This window comes from Nocardia sp. NRRL WC-3656 (assembly GCF_000720265.1).
In the GTDB taxonomy this organism is placed as follows: domain Bacteria; phylum Actinomycetota; class Actinomycetes; order Mycobacteriales; family Mycobacteriaceae; genus Nocardia; species Nocardia nova.
The window spans coordinates 217,392-242,471 of the sequence record NZ_JOJF01000005.1; the positions used below are offsets into that span (position 1 = coordinate 217,392).

Genomic DNA, 25,080 nt, shown 5'->3' on the forward strand with positions numbered 1-25,080 from the left:
CGAGCTCAGTGCTTGCGCACCACCGTCTCCCCTCTCGGCCGCAGGCACAGATTGCCGGCCGCCGCATGGCGGCGCGGGAAGATTCCCGCGATGCGCGGGGCGGCACCGGCGAATTCGCTCCACCTAGTCATAGTCGTACGGTAGAACTTTCGGCGGGCAGGTCATACAGCATCGAGGTGGTCATGAAGATTTCCCCGCGCCGGGCGGCGGGCGCCGTCGCCGCCGCGCTCGCCTGCGCTCTGGTGCCGACGACGGCGGCGCAGGCCGTGGTCGGCGGTGTCCCGGTCAGCGCCGCCGACTATCCGTGGCTCGCGGCCATCGGCACGCCCGCCTATGCGACGAGGCCGGGCGGTCAGTTCTGCGCCGGCGCCCTGATCGCCCCGGACCGGGTACTCACCGCCGCGCACTGCGGCGCCCTGGCCCACATGCTGCCGGGGGCGACGGTGACCTTCGGCCGCACCGATGCCGCCGGGCACGGCGGGGTCACCGTCGGAATCGCCGATGTCCGAATCGACCCCGCTTTCCGGGTCTCGCTGTTCGGTACGGATCTGAGCTATCACCACAATGTCGCCGTCCTGGTACTCAGCGCACCGGTCACCCTGCCGACCGTGGCCGTGGCGGCGCCACAGGGAGCTACGGCGACGGTGGTCGGCTGGGGCGCCACCTCCGAGGACGACCAGTCCAACAGCGTGCTGCGAGCGGCGACGGTGCCGCTGGTGTCCGATGCGGCCTGCGCGGTCGCCTACGGCGCCGAATTCGATCCGGGCGAGGCGCTGTGCGCGGGCTCCCCCGCCGCCGACACCGCTGAATTCGACAGCGGCGGACCACTATTGATCGACGGCAAGGTCGCCGGCGTCACCTCGTGGGGTAAGGGTTCGGCAGAACCCGGATTTCCCGGTGTGTACGCGCGGGTGCCCGCCCTCGACTTCTGATCACCGCGTCCGGACCGGCTGGGCCGGCGCGACCGGACGGAACGAATCCGGGTCGGCGGCCTCCCAATCGGCGCGCCAGCTCGCCGGCGGATGGACGAGCAGCTCCCCGGGCGCCAGCCATTCGTAGAGTTCGGCGTACGACCGGATCTCGTTGGGCGCCACCTTCTTCCGCAGCATATGGGTATCCAGTTCGGCGGGGTCGTACACACCCATCGAGGCCATCATCTGCATCGCCTGGCGCACCGTGGCCTCCTGATACCGCTGCACCCGCTCGGCCTTGTCGGCGACGTCGAGGGCACGCGCTCGCCGCGGATCCTGGGTGGCGACGCCGACCGGGCACTGATTGGTGTGGCAGCGCTGGGACTGGATGCATCCCACCGCCATCATCATCGCCCGCGCGGCATTGGTGAAGTCCGCGCCCTGCACCAATCGCTTGACGATATCGGTGCCGGTGGCCACCTTTCCGCTGGCGCCCAGCCGGATCCGGTCCCGCAGGCCGGTTCCGACGAGTGCGTTGTGCACGGTCATCAGACCGTCGGTCAGCGGCAGGCCGACATGGTCCTCGTATTCCAGCGGCGCGGCCGCCGTACCGCCTTCGGCGCCGTCGACGACAATGAAATCGGGTGCGGTGCCCTCGGCGATCATCGCCTTGCAGATCGCGAGGACATCCGTGCGCGAACCGACGCACAGCTTGAACCCGATGGGCTTGCCGCCGGACAGTTCACGCAGGCGGACGAGGAAGCGAATCAATTCGCGCGGGGTATGGAATTCCGAATGCGACGGCGGGCTGACGCATTTCTCGTGTGCCGGCACCCCGCGATAGCGGGCGATCTCCTCACTCACCTTCGCGGCCGGCAGGACCCCGCCGAGTCCGGGTTTCGCGCCCTGACTCAATTTCACCGAGATCGCCTTCACCTGTTCGTAGCCGGCCTTCTCGGCGAACTGGTCCGGATCGAAGCGACCGTCGCGGGTGCGGGTGCCGAAGTACGCCGATCCGATCTCCCACACCAGATCCGCACCGCCCTCCAGATGGAACGGAGTCAGCCCGCCCTCGCCGGTATCGTGGGCGAAACCGCCGCGGGCGGCGCCGATGTTCAACGCGCGCAGCGCATTTCCCGACAGCGCGCCGAAGCTCATCGCCGAGACGTTCAGCAGCGACATGGCATAGGGTTGCCGGCAGTCCGGGCCGCCGATCACCACGCGCGGCGGCTGCTCCGGCTCGGGAAGCGCGGCCACCGAATGGACGAGGAATTCGTATCCGACCGCTTCGATATCGCGCTCGGTGCCGTAGGACAGTTCGCCGTGAATGCCCTTGGCGCGCTCGTAGATCATCGTCCGCACGTCACGGTCGAAGGGGCGGCCGTCGAAATTCCGCTCGATGAAGTACTGCTGCAGTTCGGGCCGGATACTTTCGAGCAGGTAGCGCATATGCCCCAGCAAGGGATAGTTGCGCAGGATCGAATGCCGGCGCTGCGCCAGATCGTAGGCGCCGACCAGAACGAGCGATCCCGCTGCGACGGCGAGTATCCACCAGGCCCACGAACCGATCGCCGCGATCACGCCCAGGACGACCACCGCCACCGTGAGCAGACCGAAGAGGAAGAATCGCGTCATCGCCCCACCGCCACCTTTCGCACGTTCATACCGAGGGCATACCCGCTCGGCGGCGGTTACTTTCGGCGACGCACGGGTTCACAGCATCCGGGTGCGCAGATCGCCCCGTTACGGGTGCAACCGTACCCGGGCACCGCCCCCAGGCGCCGTGGTTCGTTCCCGTCGAGATGTTCGCCGACCAGTTCGGCGACCATCCGGGCGAAGCGCGGATCCGGGCCGGGGGTGGCGGCGCGGGCGAAAGCCATACCGAGTTCGGCGGCCTTCTCGGCGGCCTCGTTGTCCAGGTCCCAGACGACCTCGAGGTGATCGGAGACGAATCCGACCGGGCACACCACGACGGCCTCGACACCCTTGCCGGACAGCGCTTCCAGATGGTCGACGATATCGGGCTCCAGCCACGGCACCTGCGGCGGTCCGGACCGTGACTGCCACACCACGTCGAAGTCGTCGTAACCCGTTGCCGCGGCGCACAATCGGGCCGCCTCGGCGACCTGGCGGCTGTAGAGGTGACCACCGTCGGCGGGCGGTCCGGCCGCGACATCGGCGGCGACCGGGATCGAATGGGCGGTGAACACCAGCCGGGCCCGATCGCGCACTTCGGCCGGCAGGTCCGTTACCGCCGCGCGCACGGCGTCGGCGAAGGAGTCGATCAGCAGCGGATGATCGAAGTACTGCCGCAGCTTGGTCAGTTCCGGCGCCCCGTCGACGGCCGCGCGGGCGCGCTCGATGTCCTCGTCGTACTGGCGGCAACCGGAGTAGCCGCCCCACGCCGAGGTCGGGAACACCAGGGCGTGGCCGATGCCGTCGGCGCGCATGGTCGCGACGGTCTCCTCGACCATCGGATACCAGTTGCGGTTTCCGAAGTACACCGGCAGATCCACTGCCCGCGCGGCGAATTCGGCCTCGATCGCGGTGATCAGCTCGCGGTTGAGCGCATTGATCGGCGAGACGCCGCCGAAGTGCAGATAGTGCTGGGCGACCTCTTCGAGGCGTTCGCGCGGTACGCCCCTGCCCCGGGTGACGTTCTCCAGGAACGGCATCACGTCTTCGGGGCGTTCGGGACCGCCGAAGGACAGCAGGAGCAGTGCGTCGACGGTCCCGGTCACGGCTGATTACCTCCAGGCTCTCAGTTGGCCGACCAGTTCTCCGGGAACCAGGTGTTGTGGCTGGCGCCGCCGTCGACGTAGATGATCGAACCGGTGGTGCCGGGCAGCCAGTCCGAGAGCAGGGTGACGATCGACTTGGCGACCACGGTCGGGTCGTCGACGTCCCAGCCGATCGGCGAGGCGCCGTCCCAGTAGGTGTTGAGCATGTTCAGCTGCTTGGCATCGTCGGTGGCGGTGCCGGCGATCGCCTTGGCGGCGAGGGTTTTGATCGGGCCCGCTGCGACCAGGTTGGAGCGAACTCGCTTGGCCTCGCCCACCTCTCGCGCCACGTAGCGGTTCACCGACTCCAGCGCGGCCTTCGCCACACCCATCCAGTTGTAGAACGGCATCGCGGTGCGCGGGTCGAAGTCCATGCCCACGATCGAGCCGCCCTCGTTCATCGCGGGCAGCACCGCGCGCGCCAGCGAGGCGTAGCTCCACGCGGAGATCTCGAACGCCTTGGCGGCGTCGGCGCCCGGGCCGTCGAGGAACGGCAGCGCGTCGGGACCCATCAGGGTGCGCGGGGCGAACGCGATGGAGTGCAGCACGCCGTCGATGCCTTCGGGCGCCAGTTCGCGCACCTTGTCGGCGAGACCGGCCAGGTCCTCCTCGTTGGTGACGTCGAGGCCGATCGCGGGCGCGATTTCCTGGGGCAGGCGCTTGGCGATGCGGTCGATCAGGCGCAGCCGCTCGGGGATACCGGTGATGATCACCTTCGCGCCCTGCTCCTGGGCCACCTTGGCGGCGTGGAAGGCGATCGACGAATCGGTGATGATGCCGGTGATCAGGACGGTTTTACCGTCCAGGATTCCGCTCATGGGTGGTGAATTCTCCTCGGGGAAACTCGGATGGGAAGTCGACAGGCTCGGGGCCGCTGGCTCAGTGGCCCATGCCCATGCCGCCGTCGACCGGCAGGATCGCACCGCTGATGTAGGACGCGTCGTCGGAGGCCAGGAAGCTGATCGCCGCCGCGACTTCCTCGGGCTGGCCGATGCGGCCCGCGGGAATGACCTTCAACGCCATCTCGCGCATGTCCTCGGTCATCTCTTCCCGAGTCATATCGGTGTCGATGAAACCGGGCGCCACCACATTGGCGGTGATGTTGCGTGAGCCGATCTCGCGGGTGATCGCGCGCGCCATGCCGACCAGACCGGCCTTGGCCGCCGCGTAGTTCACCTGGCCGGGACCGCCCATCTGGCCCACGACCGAACCCAGGAAGATGATGCGGCCGAAGCGGGCCCGCAGCATCGCCCGGTTGGCGCGCTTGGCGCAGCGCCACGCGCCGGTCAGGTTGGCGTCGATGACCCGGGTGAACTGCTCCTCGCTCATCCGCATGAGCAGGGTGTTGTCCACGATGCCGGCGTTGGCCACCAGCACCTCGACCGGGCCCTGCTTGGCCTCGATCTCACTGAAGGCCGAATCGATCGAATCCGAGTCCGTCACATCGCATTTCACGCCCAGAAGACCTTCCGGCGCGCCCGATCCACGATGGGTGACGGCAACCTTGTGCCCGTCGGCGGCCAGCCGCTGGGCCACCGCGAGACCGATACCGCGGTTGCCACCGGTCACCAGGACCGATCGGGAAGTGAAGTTCGACATGAATGTCAACCTATCTGTTCGAGTTCGACTGTCGTGGCCGGGTTGCGCGGTACCCGTTTATGGCAGGCGTTGACGATAGACCAAACCGCTCACCACACCCGCAGCGGTCAGCAGCAGACCCAGCAGCAACCATGGCCGGCTGGCATCACCCATCTGCATCTCGTAGCCGATCTGCTTGTCCAGGGTGTCGTAGACGGCGCTGAGTTCTTCCAGCGTGGAGGCGGTGTAGAAGTCTCCACCGGAGATCTTGGCGATCTCGCGCAAGGAGTCGTCGTCGACCGGCACCCGGACGCGCTGGGAGCCCTTGCCGTCCTGATCCGGGATCTCGACCGAACCCCACGTGGTGCCGAAGGAGATGGTCGAGACCGGGACGCCCTTCTGCTTGGCGACCCGCGCCGCGACGAAGCCGTGGCGAGGGTTGTCGACGTCCTTGTCGTCGGGCACGGTCTGCTTGCCGTCGGACATCAGCACGATCCGCGCCGGGGGCGGCGTCTGCGCCCCGCCCAGGACCGAGGCGAGCGTATCGATGGCCTGCAGGGCGCTGAAGATGCCCTCACCGGTGGCGGTCCGTTCGGCGAGCTTCATATTGTTGATCGCCGCCTTCATCGCCTCCCGGTTGGTCGTCGGGGAGACCTGAACCGACGCGGTACCGGCGAAGGTCACCAAACCCAGGTTGATGCCCGGCGTGAGACCGTCCACGAAATCGGTCGCGGCCTTCTTCGCGACCTGGATCCGCGACGGCGGCACATCGGTGGCCTCCATCGACAGCGACACGTCGATCACCAGCATGACCGTGGCCCGGTTGCGCGGCACCTTCTTGGCCGCCTGCGGACCCGCCGCGGCGACCGTCAGCAGGGCCAGGCCCACCAGCATCAGCGCCACCGGCGCGTGCCGCCAGTTGCTGGGACGCTTGGGCGCCACGCGTTCGAGGGTCTCCATATTGGAGAACCGCAGCATGTGCCGTTTGCGACGCCGCTGGACGAGCACGTAGAGCAGCGCGATAGCGACGACGACGATGAGGAACGCCAGCCAGATAGCGGACGTGAAATGCGAAATACTCACTGTCGGGGCACCCGCCCGGTCGGGGCGCCGAAGGTGTGGCGCCGAGTGGACACGAAACGGACCACGTCGGCGATCCAGTCACGATCGGTGCGCAGCGTCATCACCGGCGCGCCGCAGCTGCGCAGCGCCGCCTCGACCTCTTCGCGATGCTGCTGGGCAGCACGTCCGAAATCGGCGCGCAGGGTGGGAGTGACGGTGAATTCGCGGGTGCGGCCGGTTTCGGGATCGTGGAGCACCACGTCACCGACGTCGGGCAGATCCAGATCCAGCGGATCCAGGATCTCCACACCGAGCAGATCGTGACGGCCGGAGATCGCGCGCAGCGAACGCTGCCAGTCGATCTCGCCGAGGAAGTCCGAAATGACAACGGCCAGACCGCGTTTGCGCTGCGGCCGGCGCAGCGACTCGATGGCGCCGCGCAGATCGCCGCGCACGCCGTCGCTCGCATGGGGGGTGGTGGCGATGCTGCGCAGCAGCGACTGGGCGTGCACCCGGCCGGTGCGGGCCGGAATCCGGTACAGCCGTTCGCCGTTGGCGACGACCGCGCCGATCCGGTTACCGCCGCCACTGGTCAGATGCGTCACCGCGGCGGCCGCCGCGACCACCAGATCGCGCTTCTGGCACAGCGCGGTGCCGAAGTCCAGACTGGCCGACAGGTCGACCACCAGCCAGGTCTCGAGCTCCCGGTCGGCGATCATCTGCCGCACGTGCGGATGGGTGGTGCGCGCGGTGACCGACCAATCCATCTGGCGCACATCGTCACCCGGCTGATACATCCGCGCGTCCCCGGGTTCGGACCCGGGGCCGGGGATCAGGCCGAGATGATCGCCGTGCAGGACGCCGTCGAGGCGGCGGCGCACCGTCAACTCGAGGGTTTTCAACGCCGCCGACAATCGCGGATCACGCAGATCTCCGGACCGGAACGACGGCGGCGCGCTGTCGTGGTGAGCGGGGACGTGAGCTGAGTTCGTCACTGGCGCAACCGAATCCGATGCCCCGCTCACTGGCGCTGCGGCTGCCCGGCGCCCTGACCGTTCTGCGGCTGACCGGCCGGATGCGGGGCCATGGGCTGCGGCGCGGCAGCCTGCGGGCCCGGGGCCGGCATCGGCGCCGGGCCGCCGGGGGCGGGTGCGTTGGCCTGGGTGGCGACCTGCGGCAGGCCGACGGTCTGCAGCACCCGGCGGATCACGTCGTCGGGGCTGACCTCGTCGGCGAGCGCGTCGTAGGACAGCACGAGGCGGTGGCGCAGCACATCCGGAACGACCTCGACCACATCCTGCGGCACCACGTAATCGCGGCCGCGGATCAGCGCGACCGCGCGGGCGGCGGCGATGATGCCGAGGCTGGCACGCGGCGAGGCACCGTAGGCGATCCAGCCCGCGACGTCCTCGAGCCCGAATTCGGCCGGTTTGCGGGTCGCGGCGATGACGCGCACGACGTAGTCGACCAGGGCGTGGTGGACGAAGGTGTTCGCGGCCAGCTTCTGCAGCCGGATCAGTTCGGCCGGCTCCAGGATCTGCTTGGGCTCCGGCGGGGTCACACCCATCCGGTAGATGATCTCGCGCTCCTCCTCGACCGTCGGATAGTCGACGACGACCTTGAACAGGAAGCGGTCGCGCTGCGCCTCGGGCAGCGGGTACACACCCTCGCTCTCGATCGGGTTCTGGGTCGCCATGACCAGGAACGGATCGGGCATCGGGTAGGTCTTGCCGCCGATCGACACGTGCCGTTCGGCCATGACCTCGAGCAGTGCCGACTGCACCTTCGCGGGCGCGCGGTTGATCTCGTCGGCGAGGACGAAGTTGGCGACGACCGGACCCAGTTCGGTGTCGAACTCCTCGCGTCCCTGCCGGTAGATGCGGGTACCGATGAGATCGGTGGGCACCAGGTCGGGGGTGAACTGCACGCGCGAGAAGCTGCCGCCGACCACCTTCGCGAAGGTCTCCACCGCCAGCGTCTTGGCGATACCGGGCACACCCTCGAGCAGCACGTGCCCGCGAGCCAGAACGCCGACGAGCAGCCGCTCGACCAACCGGTCCTGACCGACGATGACCCGTTTGACTTCGTAGATCGCCTTCTCCAGGGTCGCGACGTCACGCTCCAAAGTGCCCGAGGCGGCCTCCGCCTGCTTCACCGCACTCCCAGCGCTCACATCGTCCGTCGAAGTCACCAAACTCCCCGCTTTCGCTTCGGTCTCCATGCGTGCCGCCCCAACTATTCCAGGTATCGAGCAAGATTGCCGCAACTGGGCTCGCACAATGTCGCGGGCCAGGCCTCCCGGGCGGATCGGAAGGCACTCGACGGTGTCCGGAATGCGCCGATTCCGAATTGCCGTGTCGCAGCCGGTCGCCGCGGCGGTATCAGCCCACCGCGGCCAGATATTCGGCGTAGAACAGGGCCAGCCCGACCGCCGCCGCGATGCCCGCGAGCAGCCAGAATCTGATGATCACCGTGGTTTCGGGCCAGCCGCCGAGTTCGAAATGGTGGTGGAACGGCGCCATCTTGAACAACCGGTTGCGAGTGGTGCGGAAAACCGCGATCTGCAACGCCACGGACAGAATTTCGGCGAAGAACAACGCGCCCACGACCACCATCAGCAATTCGGTGCGGGTGGTGATCGAGATTCCGGCCAGCAGCCCGCCCAGGGCCAGCGACCCGGTATCGCCCATGAAGATCTTGGCCGGATTGGCATTCCACCACAGGAATCCGATGCAGGCCGCGCCACCGGCCGCGCAGACCACAGCCAGATCCAGCGGGTCACGCACGCTGTAGCAGCCCGGAAGCGCGTGGGCGGCACAGGAATTGGTGTACTGCCAGAACGTCACGATGACGTAGGCCCCGAGCGCGAAACCCATCGATCCCGCGGCCAGCCCGTCCAGCCCGTCGGTGATGTTCACCGCGTTGGACCAGGCGACGACCACGAAGCACACCGCCAGCAGGAAGACCACCAGCGGAAAGGCCACCGTGGGCCAGTCCCGCACGTAGGACACCTGCCGGCCGGCCGGGGTGAGCCCGGTGCTGCCGGGAAAGCGCAGTGCGAGGAACCCGAACACCACGGCAGCGCCGATCTGGCCGATGTACTTGCCCGTCGCGGTCAGGCCCAGATTGCGGTGCTTGCGGATCTTGATGAAATCGTCGAGGAACCCGACGAACCCCAGCGCGCTGGCCAGGCCGAGCACCAGCAGCCCGGAGGCCGAGGGCCCGTCGGCGTCGTAGCGCAGGCCGATCAGGTGCGAGCCCAGATATCCGGCCCACAGCCCGGCCACGATGGCGATGCCACCCATGGTGGGAGTGCCACGTTTGGCCTGATGACTCTGCGGTCCCTCGACGCGGATCTGCTGGCCGAGATTCCGGCGTGCGAACAACCTGATCAGCAACGGCGTCACGGTGATCGAGACCGCGAGTGCGATCGCCGCCGAGAACAGGATCTGCCTCATCAATACCCCAACTACTGCCGAACTCTCGGCTCGTGCCGAACGGACCGGCACGATGTGTGCCGATTCGCATGGTAGCCAAGATCATTCGGAGGTGCGTCAGGTGATCAGGCGAACGGCGTACGGCATGATGCCGCCCTCGCGGACCGGCGAAATCTTCACGACGTCACCGGATTCGGGCGCCTCGATCATTTTGCCGTCGCCCAGGTACAGCGCGACGTGCTCACTGCCGTTGGCGCCCCAGAACAGCATGTCCCCGCGCTCGCGCTGGGCGACCTTGACCCGGGTGCCCATCGTGTACTGGTAGCCGCTGTAGTGCGGCAGGGAGATGCCGACACCGGCGAAGGCGTAGATCATCAGGCCGGAGCAGTCGAAGCCCACCTTGTTGTAGTCGCCGTAGGAATCGGCCACACCGCCGTCGTGGATGCCCTTGGTGGGGCCGTCCTCGTCGCCGCCGCCCCAGGCATAGGTCACGCCGAGCTGCGACATCGCACGGTCGACGACCGTCTCGATCAGTTCGGAGCGGCTGCCGCTGGGCCGGCTGGGGGTCGACATCGATCGGCGCGGCGGCGGTGCGTTGTCCAGCTGGGTGTGCGGCCGCTTGCCCGCGCCGAGTTCGGCCGCGCGGTCCCGGGCGGCCCGATCGGCGGCGGCGCGTGCGGCGGCAGCGGTCGCCGCGGCCTGGGCGGCGGCGACCTCGGCCCGGCGCTGACGATCCCAGGCCAGGTAGGCGTCGCGCTGGCCCTGCAGTCCGGTCACGGTGGCCCGGGCCTGGTCGAGCTGCTGCTGGGCCGAATCGCGCTGGGCCATCAGGGCATCGCGCTTCTGCGCCTGCTCGTCGAGAGCGGCCTTGGCGGCGGCGACCGCGGCTTGGGCCTGCTCGCGCTTGTGATCGGCCGCCGCCGCGGCCGTGTCGGCGGCCTTCTTGGCCTGACGGGCCGCGGAATCCTTGTTGGCCTGTTCGACCTGCGCCCGGCGCAGGCCGTCGATGGCGGCCTGCTGATTCTTCGACGCCATGCCGAGCAGATCGGCGCGGTCGAGCGCGGAGGCCGGATCGGAGCCGGCGAGATAGTTCACCATCGACGTCGAACCCGGGTGGGTGTAGGCGTCGACGGCGAATTCGTCGAACTTGCCCTGGGCCTGATCGAGCTGAGCTCCGGCGGACTGCAGGTCGCGCTGGGTGGCGGCGACCGTGGCCGCGGCCGCGTCGGCGGCGTCGCGGGCGTTCTGGAGATCGACCAGCGCCTTGTTCACCGCTTCCCGCTTGCCGGCGACCTCGGTGTCGAGCTGGGCGAGCTGCTGGTCGGCGGTGGCGACCTGATTGATCAGGCCGCTGACCTGATTCACTCCCGCATCGACCTGCGCGCCCGCCGCGGCGATATCGCCGTCACTCGGATTCGGAGGTGGCGAGGGCACCGCGGCCACCAGCGGAGCGGTCACCGTCAGAGCGATCCCACATAAGAGCAACCCCACAGCGACCTTTGCGGCACCCCCGGACCGCCTCGCCGATATTCGCATAACACCTCCCTGATCCCGCTGCGGCTCCCGGCGAGCACCAGATTCGCCAGGACTGCGCTGGGCGACCGATCGAGGCGTCGCCGCACGAGCACCAACGGTCCATCTGCCCTCGAGGGACGCTGGAGGCCCATGTGACACTTCTTCCCCAAGAGTGTCACCTCGAAACCGTACGACACTTCTTTCACAGAGGAAACATCGGACGACAAATCACAGGGGAGTAATTTCCGGTTTGCTAAAAATTTGCTAACCGTGAATAGGGGTTCCGGGGACGAATCAAACCGGTCGTTCAGTTTCGTCCCGCGGATCGAGACGTATCCCTCGAATCGGGCATGACGCCGAGGTGGTGGCTAGTTTCCGGCGATCATCCGGCATCGGTTCGCGACACGCCGATGGCCGCCGGAACGCCTACCGGGACGACAGTGGCGGATTCGGCGCGGCGTCGGCCGCCACCGCGGCCCGCTCGCGCGCCGCGCGGCGGGACTTCAGGTAGTGCAGGCCGCCGATGGTCAGCACGGTGCCCGCCAGCAGAACGCCCGTGATCGCCGTCCACGACACCTTTTCCGGCGTCTCCAGCCGGTCGACGAAGATCTGCGCGGCGGTCGCGGTGTGCCCGCCCTGATATTTGGCCTTGTCCTCGGCCCACTCCAGCCGCGCGCGGTTGATGGAATCGCTGTAGGTGCCGATCCAGTCGTCGCTGAACACCACGACCGTGCCGTGCTCACTCTTGCCGAGGGTGGTCGCCAGGTCGCGCAGATCCGAATCGCGGCCCGGATTTCCCTTCACGACCACGATGTTCAGCTCGATGCCGTGCGCGCGGGCCTGATCCGCGATCTCGGCGAGCTTGTCCTGATCCTTGGAGGGCGGCGCGGCTACGTGATTGTCGGCCAGATCCAGCACGATGGCGTCGACGTCGGTATCCGGCGGTAGCTCCGCGGCCATAGGGGTGAAAACCGAGGCATACGAGACGGTCATCTTCCATCCGGTCTTGTCGAGCCGCCGACTCCAGCGACGGACGTCCAACACATTCACGAGATCAACACACACCTGGCCGGCACACCGGAGGCGACGACTCCGACGGGGCCTTCGAGCACAGTACGCGACGGGGGCATCATGGACGGCGGCACGCCGCGCCGTACGTGCCCCGCATGCTTCATAGGACAAGCGTACTGTTAGAGTTCGGAAGTACGAGGCGCGCAGCCCGAAACGCGTCCTCGGCGACAGCCGCCGGCGCAGCCCCGCCGGTGGCCACCCACGGGGCCCGCACGCGCCCCGATCGGAACACCGACGAGTGGAGCTGAACGTATGACAAGTATCGATACATTCGGCGCCAAGGGCACCCTCGAGGTCGGAAGCAACTCCTACGAGATCTTCCGCCTCTCGGCCGTGCCCGGCACCGAGAAGCTGCCCTACGCCCTGAAGGTCCTGGCGGAGAACCTGCTCCGCACCGAGGACGGCGCCAACATCACCGCCGACCACATCCGCGCCATCGCCAACTGGGATCCGTCGGCGGAGCCGAGTATCGAGATCCAGTTCACCCCCGCCCGCGTGATCATGCAGGACTTCACCGGCGTGCCGTGTGTGGTCGACCTGGCCACCATGCGTGAGGCCGTCACCGCGCTCGGCGGCGACCCGAACAAGGTCAACCCGCTCTCCCCGGCCGACATGGTCATCGACCACTCGGTCATCCTCGACGTCTTCGGCCGCGCCGACGCCCTCGAGCGCAACGTCGACCTCGAATACCAGCGCAACGGCGAGCGGTACCAGTTCCTGCGCTGGGGCCAGGGCGCGTTCGACGACTTCAAGGTCGTCCCCCCGGGCACCGGCATCGTGCACCAGGTCAACATCGAATACCTGGCCCCGACCGTCATGACCCGCAACGGCCAGGCCTACCCGGACACCTGCGTCGGCACCGACTCGCACACCACGATGGTCAACGGCCTGGGCGTGCTGGGCTGGGGCGTCGGCGGTATCGAGGCCGAGGCCGCGATGCTGGGCCAGCCTGTCTCGATGCTCATTCCGCGGGTCGTCGGCTTCAAGCTCACCGGTGAGATCGAGCCGGGCGTCACCGCCACCGACGTCGTGCTCACCGTCACCGACATGCTGCGCAAGCACGGTGTGGTCGGCAAGTTCGTCGAGTTCTACGGCGCCGGTGTGGCCGAGGTGCCGCTGGCCAACCGCGCCACCCTGGGCAACATGAGCCCCGAATTCGGCTCCACAGCGGCGATCTTCCCGATCGACGAGGAGACCATCAACTACCTGCGTCTGACCGGCCGCTCCGACGAGCAGCTGGCCCTGGTCGAGGCCTACGCCAAGGAACAGGGCATGTGGCACGACGCCGCGCACGAGCCCGCCTATTCGGAGTACCTCGAGCTCGACCTGAGCACAGTGGTGCCTTCGATCGCCGGTCCGAAGCGCCCGCAGGACCGCATCCTGCTCAGCGAGTCGAAGGCGGCGTTCCGCTCCGACATCACCGACTACGTCACCGGTGACTACACCGCGCTCGACGAGGGCGTCGAGGAGACCTTCCCCGCCTCGGATCCGGTCTCGGTGTCGGCCGGCGCCGGCGCGGAGAGCTACACCCCGGCCCACTCGGCGGCCAACGGTGCCGAGGGGCGTCCGTCCAAGCCGGTCAAGGTGGTTTCCGAGGATCGCGGCGAGTTCATCCTCGATCACGGCGCGGTCGTGGTCGCGGGTATCACCTCCTGCACCAACACCTCCAACCCGTCGGTCATGATCGGCGCGGCGCTGCTGGCCCGCAACGCGGTGGAGAAGGGCCTGTCCAGCAAGCCGTGGGTCAAGACCAACATGGCCCCGGGTTCGCAGGTCGTCTCCGACTACTACGAGAAGGCCGGTCTGTGGCCCTACCTGGAGAAGCTGGGCTTCTACCTGGGTGGCTACGGCTGCACCACCTGCATCGGCAACACCGGCCCGCTGCCGGAGGAGATCTCCAAGGCCGTCAACGACAACGACCTGTCGGTGACCGCGGTGCTGTCCGGCAACCGCAACTTCGAGGGCCGCATCTCCCCCGACGTGAAGATGAACTACCTGGCCTCGCCGCCGCTGGTCATCGCCTACGCGCTCGCGGGCACGATGGACTTCGACTTCGAGAAGGACGCGCTGGGTCAGGACACCGACGGCAAGGACGTGTTCCTGCGCGACATCTGGCCCTCGGCCCAGGAGATCGACGACACCATCAAGTCGGCGATCAGCCAGGACATGTTCCGCAAGTCCTACGCCGACGTCTTCAAGGGCGACGAGCGCTGGCGCAACCTCGACACTCCGTCCGGTGACACCTTCGCCTGGGACGAGAACTCCACCTACGTCCGCAAGGCGCCGTACTTCGACGGGATGGAACTCGAGCCGGCCCCGGTCGAGGACATCAAGGGCGCCCGCGTGCTGGCCCTGCTGGGAGATTCGGTCACCACCGACCACATCTCCCCGGCCGGTCCGATCAAGCCGGGCACCCCGGCCGCGCAGTACCTCGACTCGCACGGCGTCCAGCGCAAGGACTACAACTCCCTGGGCTCGCGGCGCGGTAACCACGAGGTCATGATCCGTGGCACCTTCGCCAACATCCGGCTGCGCAACCAACTGCTCGACGACGTCTCGGGTGGTTACACCCGCGACTTCACCCAGGAGGGCGGCCCGCAGGCGTTCATCTACGACGCCTCGCAGAACTACCAGAAGGCCGGCATTCCGCTGGTCGTGCTGGGCGGTAAGGAGTACGGCTCGGGTTCCTCGCGCGACTGGGCGGCCAAGGGCACCCGTCTGCTGGGCGTCAAGGCCGTCATCACCGAGTCGTTCGAGCGCATCCACCGCTCCAACCTGATCGGCATGGGCGTGATCCCGCTGCAGTTCCCGGCGGGTGAGTCGGCCGCGTCGCTGGGCCTGGACGGCACCGAGGTGTTCGACATCGAGGGCATCACCAAGCTCAACGAGGGCACCACGCCGAAGACCCTGAAGGTCACCGCGACCAAGGAGAACGGCGAGAAGGTCACCTTCGACGCGGTCGTGCGCATCGACACACCCGGTGAAGCCGACTACTACCGCAACGGCGGCATCCTGCAGTTCGTGCTGCGCAACATGATTCGCGGCTGATATCCCGCATCCGCGCTACGTCGTGCCGCGCCCGGCGTCCGTTCGGCTCGCCGGGCCGGCACGAACAGCGTTGCGCCGCTGCAGGATCTACGCGTTCATGCTCGTACTGTGAGAACCCCCGCGCCGGATCGTCCCGGCGCGGGGGTCCGCGCATTCCCCGCTGGAGGAGCCCATGCCCAAGGTCAGTGACGATCACCTCGCCGCCCGGCGCAGCCAGATTCTGGACGGGGCGCGGCGGTGTTTCGCCGAATTCGGGTACGAGGGTGCGACCGTCCGCCGCCTGGAAGAGGCGATCGGGCTGTCCCGCGGCGCGATCTTCCATCATTTCCGGGACAAGGACGCCCTGTTCCTGGCACTGGCCCAGGAGGATGCCGAACGGATGGCCGAGGTCGCGGCCAACGAGGGCATCGTGCAGGTCATGCGGGAGATGCTCGACAATCCGGCGCAGTACAACTGGCTGGGCACCCGCCTCGAGATCGCCCGGCGACTGCGCACCGATCCCGAATTCGCCGCCGGCTGGACCCAGCGGTCGGCCGAGCTGACCGCGGCCACCCTGGCCCGCCTCGAACGCCGCAAGGCGGCCGGCGCGCTGCGCGACGACGTTCCCACCGACGTGCTGCTCGGCTATCTCGATCTCGTCCTCGACGGCCTCATCGCCCGCATCGCTTCCGGCCATGTCAACGAAAACCTCACGGCCGTACTCGATCTCGTGGAGGCGTCGGTTCGCCGCCGGGAGTGAACCGGCCGCGACAACCGTCCGTGCCCGGGCCGGATTCGCCGTACCATGTGCTGATGATCATGGGGCGGGGACGACGACACGGATCGGCCGGCAGTGCGCCGCGTACCCCGTTGCGGCGCGCGGCGGCCCTGCTGTCGATCGCCGTGCTGGCCGCGGCGTGCGGCGGTGGCGCCTCACCGCAGGATCCGTATCTCTGGCTCGAAGAACTCGACAGTCCGCGCGTGCAGGCGTGGGTCGGCGAACAGAACCGCCGGACCCTCGACGTGCTCGAACACGATCCGCGCTACGCCGACAATCTCGCGCAGGCGACGGCGCTGGCGAAGAGGTCCGACCGGATCCCGATGCCGCGCTTCGAGGACGGCACCGTCGAGAACTTCTGGCAGGACGGTGACCACAAACGCGGCATCTGGCGCGAGACGACAACCGCCGATTACGAAGCGTCGCAACCGGTCTGGACCACGCTGCTCGACCTCGACGAGCTGTCACGAGCCGAGGGGAAGAACTGGGTCTGGCGAGGCGCCGACTGCGATCCGGTCACCCATCGCCGGTGCCTGATCAGTTTGTCCGACGGCGGCGAGGACGCCGTGTCGGTCCGCGAATTCGACCGGGGCACACGACAGTTCGTGCCGGGCGGATTCGTGGTGCCGCGAGGCAAGGTGGACCTCACGTTCAGCGACGAGAATACGGTGCTCATCGCGCGGGAATGGCAGCCGGGCGAGACGACGGCCTCCGGATACCCGTATGTCGTCCGGCAGTGGCGCCGCGGCCAACCCCTGGACGCCGCAACCGAACTCGCGCGGGGCGAGCGGACCGATCAGCTGTCGACCACACCGGTAGTGCTGGACAACGGCGCCGGCCGCCGGCTCGATCTCGTCGTACGCGGGCGCACCTTCTTCGAACACGACGTCGACCTGCTCACCGCGACCGGCCCCGTACCGACCGCGCTCCCGGCGAAGTCGGACCTCGCGGGTTTCGTCGGCAATCACATCCTGGTGTCGCTCCAGCAGGACTGGGCGGTCGGCGCGACGACCTATCCGTCGGGTGCGCTGGTGTCGGTGGATGCCGACCGGCTGATCGCCGATCCGGCCCGTCCGCAGGTCACACCGGTCTATGTTCCCGGTCCGTCGGAGAGTCTGAGTGGTGTGCAGACCACGCGCGACCACGCGGTGGTCACCTCGCTGAACGACGTGCGCGGTCGCGCCACCGTCTACACGCCGCGTCCGGACGGGAGCTGGTCGCCGACGCCGGTGCCGTTGCCCGACAACGCGACCGTCGACACCGTCACCGCCGATCAGACGGGCGATCGCGCGTATCTCTCGGTGACCTCGTTCCTCGTTCCGACCACGCTGTGGAGTGTGGACACCACCGCCGGCACGGCCCGGCAGGTGAAAAGCACACCGCCGCAGTTCGATTCGTCGCGCTACGTGGTCGAGCAGCGCAAGGCCACCTCGGCCGACGGCACGGCCGTGCCGTATTTCGTGGTCCACGCCGCCGCTATGGCGTTCGACGGCTCGAACCCCACCCTGATGTACGCCTACGGTGGTTTCGGCGTGTCGCAGACTCCGTCCTATCAGGGACTGCTCGGCCGGCTCTGGCTCGATCACGGCGGTGTCTTCGTCCTGGCGAACATCCGCGGCGGCGGTGAGTTCGGGCCCGCCTGGCACGAGGCCGCGCGCACGACCGGCCGGCAGCGGGCGTTCGACGATTTCGCGGCCGTCGGCAAGGATCTGGTAGCCCGCGGCGTGACCAGCGCGCGGCGGCTCGGCATCCAGGGCGGCTCGAACGGCGGCCTGCTCATGGGTGTCGAATTCGTCCAGCATCCGGAGATGTGGAACGCCGTCGACATCCAGGTACCGCTGCTGGACATGATGCGCTACGAGAAGATCGCCGCGGGCGCCTCCTGGGTCGACGAGTACGGCAGCGTCGACGATCCCACCCAGCGGGCGTTTCTCGAATCCATCTCGCCGTACGGGCAATTGCGACGCGGCACGCACTATCCGGAACCGTTCGTCTGGACCACCACCAAGGATGACCGGGTGGGCCCGCAGCACGCCCGCAAATTCGCCGCGCGGCTGGCCGAATTCGGCGATCCGTATCTGTTCTACGAGGCGGGCGAGGGCGGCCACGGTGCGGGCGCCGATCGCGAGGAGCAGGCTCACACCAGCGCGCTCGAGTACACGTATCTTATGCGGCGACTCATGTAGCCGCCGCCCGGACGGTGACCGATCCCACGCTCGATCCGGAAATACCGGGAACACGGCACCCGTTCGCCTCGGATATGACCTTCTCTGTGCCCGTCACCGTCCGCGGTTACGAACTCGACGTCAACGGCCATCTCAACCAGGCCGTGTATCACCAGTACGCCGAGCACGCCCGCTGGGAGGTGCTGCGCGCGGCCGGTCTGGTCCCGGACAAGATGCGGCTGTCCGGACTCGGTCCGGTGGTTCTGGAATCCAGCGTCAAGTATCGGCGGGAGCTGCATTTGGGCGACGAGATCACCGTGACCTGCGAATGTCGCTGGGGAGAGGGCAAGGCGTTCTGGATGGACCAGCAGATCCGCAAATTGGACGGGACCGTCTCCGCGGAATTCTCCGTCGTGCTCGGGCTGATGGATCTGGACGCGCGCAAACTCGTGTCGAACCCGGGTAAACGCTTCCTCGAGCTTGCCGAATCCCCCGATGTGCTCGGCCTGTGACCCGTTGACAGCTCAACCGAATAGCTTTCGGCGATAGTGTTTTCCGCGCCCGGGCCAGGGCACCGAGTTTGCACCGAAATCTTTCGTTGCGAACCGGCCCGGCACCGCGGCGGGCTATGATCCAGATCACGCTCGACTTCCGGGGCAAATTGCGAGCAGATCGGAGTCCAGCCCATGAACGATGCCCGCCGCCAGGTACCCGAACGCACCCGGCCGCGCCCGCTACCCCGTCACCCGGCGCCACCGCTGTCCGGTCGCCTGGTCGCCGAATCTCGCGACACCATCAGCGTCCGCGTCGCCGAGGGAATCTGGACTCTCCACCGCGACGACGTCCTCCAGCTGCGCGACGGATCCCCGGACGCCGGCACCGGCGTCGCGGAACGCCCCGTGCTCGTGTGGATACGGCCCGGCGCCACAGCCGATTTCACGCAGCGGCGCCGCATTCAGCTCACCGAGCGCCCGCTGACGCTACCGCCTCGTCCCAGCCCCGCCGTCGGTGACGATCTGCTGGCCCGGCTGACCGACCAGTGGGCCCGGCGGCTCGACGTCACGCCCGCCCCGGGCGCCGCCGGTGCGACGGTGAGCTACAGCCAGACTCGCAGCGGCGGTGGCAGCGACGACGGCACCGCCTGCGACAGCCTGGACTGAGGGGCCGTTCGATGAGTGCCCGGTCGCCGGGTGCCGTGCTGATCGTCGCGGAGACCGGCGATCCGCACGCCGACGCGATGGCCTCGATGCTGCGGAATATGTACCGGCTCATACCGATTCGCCTGGATATGCGCGATTTTCCGCGCGAATGCGGGAGTTTCCGGCTCGACCGGGCCGGCGCCGCTCGCTCGATGTCGCATATCGCCGGTCTCGACGACGTGACTGCCGTCTGGTGGCGTCGCCCCCGTCCGTGCCAGGTGCCCGGCGGTTTCCTGGACGGCGACGACGATTTCCGGCAGGCCGAATGCGACGGGTTCCTGCAAGGCCTGCTCTGGTCGATACCGGCGGTCTGGGTCAACGATCCCGGCGCCGACCGCACCGCCACCCGCAAGATCGTGCAACTCGACACCGCCCGGCGCAGCGGTTTCGTGATCCCGGAAACGTTGATCACCAACGATCCCGACGAGGCCCGCAGTTTCGTCGATTCCCGCGGCGGCTCGGTGATCTACAAGCGGACCGGCACCGGCCGCTCCGAATTCTCCGAAACCCGCATCGTGAGCAGCGAGGATCTCGGCCGGTTCGACACCATCCGCTCGGCGCCGACCACCTTCCAGGACTATGTCGAAGCCGAATGCGATCTGCGGGTGGTGTGGATCGACGGCGTCGAATGGGCGGTGCGGATCGACTCGCAATCCGGTGTGGGATGGGTGGATTCGCGCCTGGACACCTCGGTGGCCTTCACGCCCGAGCGGCTGCCCGCCTCGGTGAGCAAGTCGCTGACCACGCTGATGGGTGCGCTCGGACTGGTCTTCGGCGTGCTCGACATCAGACTCGGACTCGACGGCGAGTACTACTTCCTCGAGGTGAATCCGCAGGGGCAGTTCGCGTATCTGGAGATCAAGACGGGGCTGCCGATCTTCGCCAGTCTCGCCCAGTTCCTCGTCCACGGTGAGGCGATGGTCTCCGGCTGAGCCGGTGTCATGGCCGGTCCAGCTCGGCCAGCAGCAGCCGCGCGATCCGGTCCAGCTCGGCGCGGTCGCGCACCGACAACCCGGACAGCAGGCGGGTCTCGTTTTCGGTGTGTGCCGTCACGACCCCGTCGACGCGAGTGCGACCCGCCTCGGTCAGCGCGACCCGGACCGCGCGGCGGTCGGCGGGATCGGCGATACGGCGCACCAGTCCGGCCGATTCCAGGCGGTCCAGGCGGCCCGTCATGCCGGCGCGCGACAACATCAGGGTGTCGGCCAGAACCGACGGGGTGAGTTCGAACGGTTCACCCGAACGACGAAGTGCCGCAAGCACATCGAACTCACCGCGCTGCAGCCCGTGCGCGGTGAACACCGCGTCGATCGCACGCTCGGCGAGGACGTACAGGCGGCCGAGGCGGCCGAGCACCGCCATCGCCGCGAGATCCAGGTCGGGGCGTTCCCGCTCCCACTGCGCCACGATCGCATCCACCGCATCGGTCTGTCGTCCAGCCATGGACACATACTATTCGACGGGATATAGTTCGGTAGCGAACTATCCGATAGCGAACTACTTGGGAGATCCGATGACCACCGCACCCCGCATTCCCGCCGCCGTCGTCCAGCCCGCCGAGGCCGAGGTGCGCGCGACCGACGCCGTCACCATGCGGCTGCTGCTGGATTCCGACCGCACCGGTGGCAGCGTCAGCACGCTCGAGGTCACGATGGCGCCCGGCGCCGACGGGGCGACTCCGCACTACCACACGCTGTCCGACGAGCTGTTCTACGTTGCCGAGGGCGAATTGCAGGTGCTCGCGGGCGAGCAGATCACGACGGTCGCCGCGGGTGGCGCGATCACGGTGCCGCGGTTCATGCCGCACGCCTTCGGCGCCGCCCCGGGTTCACCGGCGCGGATCCTCATCGCGCTGACCCCGGCCGTGCAGCGCTTCGGCTACTTCCGGTTGCTCGAGCGAGTGGCCTCCGGCGAGGCCACCCTCGCCGAACTCGCCGCCACCCAGGACGAATACGACAACCACTTCGTCGACGCGCCGCAGTGGTGGGCCGAACGCAACGCCCACCGCGCGTGAACTCCGGCGGAGCGGCAGAAGACGCCGACGACCGCGGAGGCCGATCGGCCGCTTCGGGCGAGTAGGCGGGTCAGGCCTTGCTGACCGCTTTGCGCCGGTTGGCACCACCACGGCTGCGGAGTTGCACATGCGACTCCACGAGCACGTTGTGTATGAATCCGTACGAGCGGCCGGTCTCCCGCGCCAGCGAACGAATGCTGGCGCCCGCCTCGTATTGCTTCTTGAGCTGGGTCTGCAGCCGGTCGCGCGACTTGCCCGTGACGCGCGTGCCCTTACCCAACATCGACTTCCCCTGTGCGGGCCTGTCACTCATGGCTTCCTCCGGTCGCCGTGCAGCCTCATTCCAGGCTAGACACTCGATCCGCAGTGATCAACGCCTCACTGTGATGAAACTCACCGATTGCGAGGATCTTTCGGCGTGTCTCGGCGCGTCGCAGGAAGCATTCGCCACGCTCAGGCCAGCTGAATCAGCTCCAGGTAGTCCTGCGACCAGTGGTCCTCGGTTCCGTCGGGCAGCATGATCACCCGTTCCGGGTTCAGGGCCTCGGCCGCGCCCGGGTCGTGGGTGACCAGAACGACGGCGCCCGCGTAGCTGCGCAGCGCGTCGAGGACCTGTTCGCGCGAGACCGGATCGAGGTTGTTGGTGGGCTCGTCGAGCAGCAGCACGTTGGCCGCCGAGGACACCAGGCCGGCCAGCGCGAGCCGGGTCTTCTCACCGCCGGACAGGGTGCCGGCGGGCTGGTCGAGCTGCGGGCCGGTGAACATGAACGCGCCCAGCAGCCCGCGCAGGTCCTGCTCCCCCGCATCCGGTGCGGCGTGGCGGATGTTCTCCCAGACGGTGGCGTTGTCGTCGAGGGTGTCGTGCTCCTGCGCGAAATAGCCGATGCGCAGACCGCGTCCCGGATCGATCTGCCCGGCGGTCAGCGGCTCGACCCCGGCGAGCAGACGCAGCATGGTCGTTTTGCCCGCGCCGTTGAGGCCGAGGATCACGACCCGGCTGCCCTTGTCGATGGCCAGGTTCACGCCGGTGAAGATCTCCAGCGACCCGTAGAGCTTGGTGAGGTTGGTGGCCATCAGCGGCGTCTTGCCGCAGGGAGCGGGTTCGGGGAACTTGATGCGGGCCACCTTGTCGGCCACGCGCACGTCGTCGAGTTCGGACAGCATGCGCTCGGCGCGCTTGACCATCTGGTGTGCCGCAGCGGCTTTCGTCGCTTTGGCACCGAGTTTGGCCGCCTGCTGCTTGAGCGCGGAGGCCTTCTTCTCCGCGTTGGCGCGCTCGCGGACGCGGCGCTGTTCGTCGGTGGCGCGGGCGTCGAGATACTTCTTCCAGCCCATGTTGTAGATGTCGGCCTCACCACGCACGGCGTCGAGGAACCACACCTTGTTCACCACGTCGGCGAGCAGGTCGACGTCGTGGGAGATGACGACCAGGCCACCGTCGTGGTTCTGCAGGAAGCCCCGCAGCCAGGTGATGGAGTCGGCGTCGAGGTGGTTGGTGGGCTCGTCGAGCAGCAGCGTCGTATCGGATTTGCCGCCGGAGCCGTCGGAGGCGGAGAACAGGATGCGCGCCAGCTCGATGCGACGGCGCTGACCGCCCGACAGCGTGCGCAGGGCCTGGCCCAGCACCCGGTCCGGGAGACCGAGGCTGTGGCAGATCCGGGCGGCCTCGCTCTCGGCGACGTAGCCGCCCAGCGCCGAGAATCGTTCCTCGAGCCGGCCGTACTTGCGCACCGCCTTCTCACGTTCGGCGTCGTCGACGACCTCGGCCATCAGGGCCTGCTGCTTCTCCATATCGCGGATCAGCTTGTCGAGTCCCCGCGCCGAGAGCACGCGGTCGCGCGCCAGCACATCGAGATTTCCCTCACGCGGATCCTGCGGCAGATAGCCGATTTCGCCCGAGCGAATCACCTTGCCGGCGTAGGGTTCTCCCTCACCGGCCAGGATGCGCAGGGTGGTGGTCTTGCCCGCGCCGTTGCGGCCGACGAGACCGATCCGATCACCGGCCTGCACCCGCAGCGCCGACCCCGGCGCGGTGAGCAGGGTGCGGATTCCGGCCCGGACCTCCAGGTCGGTCGCGGTGATCACAACAGTCTCCTAGCACGGTAAGGGGGCAAACGGTTCGATTGTGCATCCCTCGGACACACCAGAACCACCCATTTTACCGGCCGTCGACGGTCACTCGGCCACCACCCGCAGCGTGCGCAAGCTCGGATCGGCCGGATCGGGCACATTCATCCCGTTCTCGACTCCGGATCGCAGGTAGTCCACGACCGCGGCGTCGACCAGTTCCCCGGGCACGATCACCGGGATTCCCGATACCCGCCGCGCGAGAGCCGGTCGTCGAGACCGGGCGCGGCGAGGATGTCGGCCGCCAGCGCGCCGCCGAGGACCTCGCGCACGCGCGGATCGGCGCCCGCACCTTGCCGATGGCCGGGCGGAGTGAAGCCGTAGCGGCCGAGTTGGCGGTATTCGGCCAGTGCGTCCAGCACGGGGCCCGTGAGTGATCCATCCGATTCGCCTCTCCTCGGTACCGATGGTGATCGCGTACCGCTCAGCGCAGTGCCGGCAGTACTTCCTTCTCGTATGCGGTGAAGAAGCCCTCCAGATCCGGCCCGATCTGGCCGACGTAGACCTCGTCCGCGCCCGCGTCCACACAGGTGCGCAACTGGTCGATGTGGCGTTGTGGGTCCGGCCCGGCGGCGAAGTGCTGCCGCGACGCCTCGCGGTCCAGCAACGACATCGCGTCCTCGAAATCGGCGGGGCGCGGCAGGGTCTGGCCCAGCTGACCGGGCAGCAGTTCGTTGGACCACAGCCGGTGGGCGGCGTCGACGCCGGACTCCTCGTCGGCCGCCCAGCTCACCTTGGTGCCCATCTGCACCGGTTTGGCGCCTCCTCCGCTGTCGCGGAACAGGTCGACCAGCTCGGCGGCGGGCATGCTCGTGCAGTAGCCGTCGCCGATGCGCGCCGCCAATTCCGTTGCCTGCGGGCCGAATCCGGATACATAGATCGGCACGGGCTGTTCGGGCAACGTGTAGATCCGCGCCTCCTGCACCGTGTAGTGCTCGCCGCGATAGGTCACCACGTCACCGCGGTGCAGGCGGCGGATCAGGTCCACGGCCTCGGCCAGCATCCGCAGCCGCTCCCCCGGCGGCGGCCACGGATCGCCGAAGATGTGTTCGTTGAGCGCTTCGCCGCTGCCGACGCCGAGCACGAAGCGGCCGTCGAGCTGCACGGCCGCGGTGGCCGCTGCCTGGGCGATGATCGCGGGATGGATGCGCACCGTCGGACAGGTCACGGCCGTGGTGATCGGGAGCGATGTGGCCTGCGACAGCGCGCCGATCGTGCCCCAGACGAACGGGCTGTGGCCCTGGGCGTCGTTCCACGGATGAAAGTGATCGGAGATCCACAGCCGCTCGAAACCCGCCTGTTCCGCGCGCTGGGCCTGTTCGACGAGTTCTTTCGGTCCGAACTGTTCGCCGGCGAGAAAATATCCGATGGCTGCCATGTCCGGCGGTTACCCAGCAGCCGCAACGGTATTCGGCC

General features: G+C 68.2%; 24 protein-coding genes and 1 pseudogene. 8 read left to right on the top strand and 17 right to left on the bottom strand.

From position 1 onward, the window contains the following. Positions 1-5 precede the first annotated feature (5 nt). Positions 6-131, bottom strand: a complete 126-nt coding sequence (locus tag IG65_RS39560) for a hypothetical protein (protein ID WP_255359452.1) — start codon at positions 129-131, stop codon at positions 6-8. Positions 132-182: 51 nt separating this feature from the next. Here IG65_RS39560 and IG65_RS0109695 point away from each other — a divergent pair, with 51 nt between their 5' ends. After that, a complete protein-coding gene (locus tag IG65_RS0109695) occupies positions 183-932 on the top strand; it encodes a trypsin-like serine protease (protein ID WP_030514525.1) in 750 nt (249 codons plus the stop codon). On the opposite strand, the gene IG65_RS0109700 is transcribed toward IG65_RS0109695, so the two are convergent. The 10 genes from IG65_RS0109700 to IG65_RS0109745 form a co-directional block, all read right to left on the bottom strand. Further along, positions 933-2,546 (bottom strand): FMN-binding glutamate synthase family protein, encoded by a 1,614-nt coding sequence (locus tag IG65_RS0109700; protein WP_030514526.1) that lies wholly within the window; start codon positions 2,544-2,546, stop codon positions 933-935. 56 nt (positions 2,547-2,602) lie between these two features. After that, positions 2,603-3,652 carry a ferrochelatase gene (locus IG65_RS0109705; protein WP_030514527.1) on the bottom strand — a complete coding sequence of 350 codons (1,050 nt, stop codon included), beginning with the start codon at positions 3,650-3,652 and terminating at the stop codon, positions 2,603-2,605. 20 nt (positions 3,653-3,672) lie between these two features. Beyond that, positions 3,673-4,509 (bottom strand): NADH-dependent enoyl-ACP reductase InhA, encoded by an 837-nt coding sequence (gene inhA / locus IG65_RS0109710; RefSeq protein WP_030514528.1) that lies wholly within the window; start codon positions 4,507-4,509, stop codon positions 3,673-3,675. A gap of 61 nt (positions 4,510-4,570) precedes the next feature. Then, positions 4,571-5,290, bottom strand: coding sequence for a 3-oxoacyl-ACP reductase FabG1 (gene fabG1, locus IG65_RS0109715; protein ID WP_030514529.1), 720 nt, complete (start codon positions 5,288-5,290; stop codon positions 4,571-4,573). A 57-nt stretch (positions 5,291-5,347) separates the two neighbouring features. Continuing rightward, on the bottom strand, positions 5,348-6,352 hold the full coding sequence (locus IG65_RS0109720; protein ID WP_030514530.1) for a VWA domain-containing protein: 1,005 nt from the start codon (positions 6,350-6,352) through the stop codon (positions 5,348-5,350). Next, on the bottom strand, positions 6,349-7,326 hold the full coding sequence (locus IG65_RS0109725; RefSeq protein ID WP_030514531.1) for a DUF58 domain-containing protein: 978 nt from the start codon (positions 7,324-7,326) through the stop codon (positions 6,349-6,351). Before IG65_RS0109725 ends, IG65_RS0109720 begins: the two co-directional genes overlap by 4 nt. Before the next feature lie 26 nt (positions 7,327-7,352). Further along, a complete protein-coding gene (locus tag IG65_RS0109730; protein WP_369801501.1) occupies positions 7,353-8,522 on the bottom strand; it encodes an AAA family ATPase in 1,170 nt (389 codons plus the stop codon). Between the two features lie 190 nt (positions 8,523-8,712). After that, entirely contained in the window at positions 8,713-9,789 is a 1,077-nt protein-coding gene (gene mraY / locus IG65_RS0109735) for a phospho-N-acetylmuramoyl-pentapeptide-transferase (RefSeq protein WP_030514533.1), read from the bottom strand. Positions 9,790-9,885: 96 nt separating this feature from the next. Continuing rightward, the gene (locus tag IG65_RS0109740; protein ID WP_030514534.1) at positions 9,886-11,304 is read right to left on the bottom strand and encodes an NlpC/P60 family protein; all 1,419 of its coding nucleotides are present in this window, start codon (positions 11,302-11,304) and stop codon (positions 9,886-9,888) included. 405 nt (positions 11,305-11,709) lie between these two features. Continuing rightward, entirely contained in the window at positions 11,710-12,333 is a 624-nt protein-coding gene (locus IG65_RS0109745; RefSeq protein WP_231509116.1) for a DUF6676 family protein, read from the bottom strand. A 273-nt stretch (positions 12,334-12,606) separates the two neighbouring features. Here IG65_RS0109745 and acnA point away from each other — a divergent pair, with 273 nt between their 5' ends. The 6 genes from acnA to IG65_RS0109775 all read left to right on the top strand — a co-directional run bounded on the left by acnA (position 12,607) and on the right by IG65_RS0109775 (position 20,455). Then, positions 12,607-15,402, top strand: a complete 2,796-nt coding sequence (acnA, locus tag IG65_RS0109750) for an aconitate hydratase AcnA (RefSeq protein WP_030514536.1) — start codon at positions 12,607-12,609, stop codon at positions 15,400-15,402. A gap of 172 nt (positions 15,403-15,574) precedes the next feature. Continuing rightward, positions 15,575-16,141: a TetR/AcrR family transcriptional regulator gene (locus IG65_RS0109755; protein ID WP_030514537.1), complete on the top strand. Its 567-nt coding sequence runs from the start codon at positions 15,575-15,577 to the stop codon at positions 16,139-16,141. Positions 16,142-16,194: 53 nt separating this feature from the next. Next, entirely contained in the window at positions 16,195-18,345 is a 2,151-nt protein-coding gene (locus tag IG65_RS0109760; RefSeq protein ID WP_231509117.1) for a prolyl oligopeptidase family protein, read from the top strand. A gap of 86 nt (positions 18,346-18,431) precedes the next feature. After that, positions 18,432-18,836: a thioesterase family protein gene (locus IG65_RS0109765; RefSeq protein WP_231509118.1), complete on the top strand. Its 405-nt coding sequence runs from the start codon at positions 18,432-18,434 to the stop codon at positions 18,834-18,836. A gap of 174 nt (positions 18,837-19,010) precedes the next feature. Continuing rightward, positions 19,011-19,484, top strand: a complete 474-nt coding sequence (locus tag IG65_RS37685) for a hypothetical protein (RefSeq protein WP_231509119.1) — start codon at positions 19,011-19,013, stop codon at positions 19,482-19,484. A gap of 11 nt (positions 19,485-19,495) precedes the next feature. After that, positions 19,496-20,455, top strand: coding sequence for a hypothetical protein (locus tag IG65_RS0109775; RefSeq protein WP_030514541.1), 960 nt, complete (start codon positions 19,496-19,498; stop codon positions 20,453-20,455). A gap of 7 nt (positions 20,456-20,462) precedes the next feature. Here the strand turns inward: IG65_RS0109775 and IG65_RS0109780 are convergent, their stop codons facing one another. Further along, on the bottom strand, positions 20,463-20,966 hold the full coding sequence (locus IG65_RS0109780; protein WP_030514542.1) for a MarR family winged helix-turn-helix transcriptional regulator: 504 nt from the start codon (positions 20,964-20,966) through the stop codon (positions 20,463-20,465). Between the two features lie 70 nt (positions 20,967-21,036). Between IG65_RS0109780 and IG65_RS0109785 the strand changes: the two genes are divergently transcribed. Beyond that, the gene (locus IG65_RS0109785; protein WP_030514543.1) at positions 21,037-21,537 is read left to right on the top strand and encodes a cupin domain-containing protein; all 501 of its coding nucleotides are present in this window, start codon (positions 21,037-21,039) and stop codon (positions 21,535-21,537) included. A 70-nt stretch (positions 21,538-21,607) separates the two neighbouring features. Here IG65_RS0109785 and IG65_RS0109790 read toward each other — a convergent pair whose 3' ends face one another. The 5 genes and pseudogenes from IG65_RS0109790 to IG65_RS0109805 form a co-directional block, all read right to left on the bottom strand. Then, positions 21,608-21,850, bottom strand: coding sequence for a helix-turn-helix domain-containing protein (locus IG65_RS0109790; protein WP_051042699.1), 243 nt, complete (start codon positions 21,848-21,850; stop codon positions 21,608-21,610). A gap of 140 nt (positions 21,851-21,990) precedes the next feature. Beyond that, positions 21,991-23,622: an ABC-F family ATP-binding cassette domain-containing protein gene (locus IG65_RS0109795; RefSeq protein WP_030514545.1), complete on the bottom strand. Its 1,632-nt coding sequence runs from the start codon at positions 23,620-23,622 to the stop codon at positions 21,991-21,993. A 90-nt stretch (positions 23,623-23,712) separates the two neighbouring features. Next, positions 23,713-23,850, bottom strand: a pseudogene (locus tag IG65_RS0109800) (ornithine decarboxylase); the annotation flags it as partial. Then, positions 23,838-24,026 carry a hypothetical protein gene (locus IG65_RS36755; RefSeq protein WP_369801502.1) on the bottom strand — a complete coding sequence of 63 codons (189 nt, stop codon included), beginning with the start codon at positions 24,024-24,026 and terminating at the stop codon, positions 23,838-23,840. The pseudogene IG65_RS0109800 and the gene IG65_RS36755, both read right to left, overlap by 13 nt. A gap of 62 nt (positions 24,027-24,088) precedes the next feature. Then, positions 24,089-25,042 carry a TIGR03557 family F420-dependent LLM class oxidoreductase gene (locus IG65_RS0109805; RefSeq protein WP_030514547.1) on the bottom strand — a complete coding sequence of 318 codons (954 nt, stop codon included), beginning with the start codon at positions 25,040-25,042 and terminating at the stop codon, positions 24,089-24,091. Between the last annotated feature and the right edge of the window lie 38 nt (positions 25,043-25,080).

Bases quoted from the DNA above. Each gene is read 5' to 3' on its own strand.
- IG65_RS39560 (WP_255359452.1), bottom strand. From the start codon at position 131: ATGACTAGGTGGAGCGAATTCGCCGGTGCCGCCCCGCGCATCGCGGGA.
- IG65_RS0109695 (WP_030514525.1), top strand. From the start codon at position 183: ATGAAGATTTCCCCGCGCCGGGCGGCGGGCGCCGTCGCCGCCGCGCTC.
- IG65_RS0109700 (WP_030514526.1), bottom strand. From the start codon at position 2,546: ATGACGCGATTCTTCCTCTTCGGTCTGCTCACGGTGGCGGTGGTCGTC.
- inhA (WP_030514528.1), bottom strand. From the start codon at position 4,509: ATGAGCGGAATCCTGGACGGTAAAACCGTCCTGATCACCGGCATCATC.
- fabG1 (WP_030514529.1), bottom strand. From the start codon at position 5,290: ATGTCGAACTTCACTTCCCGATCGGTCCTGGTGACCGGTGGCAACCGC.
- mraY (WP_030514533.1), bottom strand. From the start codon at position 9,789: ATGAGGCAGATCCTGTTCTCGGCGGCGATCGCACTCGCGGTCTCGATC.
- IG65_RS0109740 (WP_030514534.1), bottom strand. From the start codon at position 11,304: ATGCGAATATCGGCGAGGCGGTCCGGGGGTGCCGCAAAGGTCGCTGTG.
- acnA (WP_030514536.1), top strand. From the start codon at position 12,607: ATGACAAGTATCGATACATTCGGCGCCAAGGGCACCCTCGAGGTCGGA.
- IG65_RS0109755 (WP_030514537.1), top strand. From the start codon at position 15,575: ATGCCCAAGGTCAGTGACGATCACCTCGCCGCCCGGCGCAGCCAGATT.
- IG65_RS0109760 (WP_231509117.1), top strand. From the start codon at position 16,195: ATGATCATGGGGCGGGGACGACGACACGGATCGGCCGGCAGTGCGCCG.
- IG65_RS37685 (WP_231509119.1), top strand. From the start codon at position 19,011: ATGAACGATGCCCGCCGCCAGGTACCCGAACGCACCCGGCCGCGCCCG.
- IG65_RS0109775 (WP_030514541.1), top strand. From the start codon at position 19,496: ATGAGTGCCCGGTCGCCGGGTGCCGTGCTGATCGTCGCGGAGACCGGC.
- IG65_RS0109780 (WP_030514542.1), bottom strand. From the start codon at position 20,966: ATGGCTGGACGACAGACCGATGCGGTGGATGCGATCGTGGCGCAGTGG.
- IG65_RS0109785 (WP_030514543.1), top strand. From the start codon at position 21,037: ATGACCACCGCACCCCGCATTCCCGCCGCCGTCGTCCAGCCCGCCGAG.
- IG65_RS0109790 (WP_051042699.1), bottom strand. From the start codon at position 21,850: ATGAGTGACAGGCCCGCACAGGGGAAGTCGATGTTGGGTAAGGGCACG.
- IG65_RS0109805 (WP_030514547.1), bottom strand. From the start codon at position 25,042: ATGGCAGCCATCGGATATTTTCTCGCCGGCGAACAGTTCGGACCGAAA.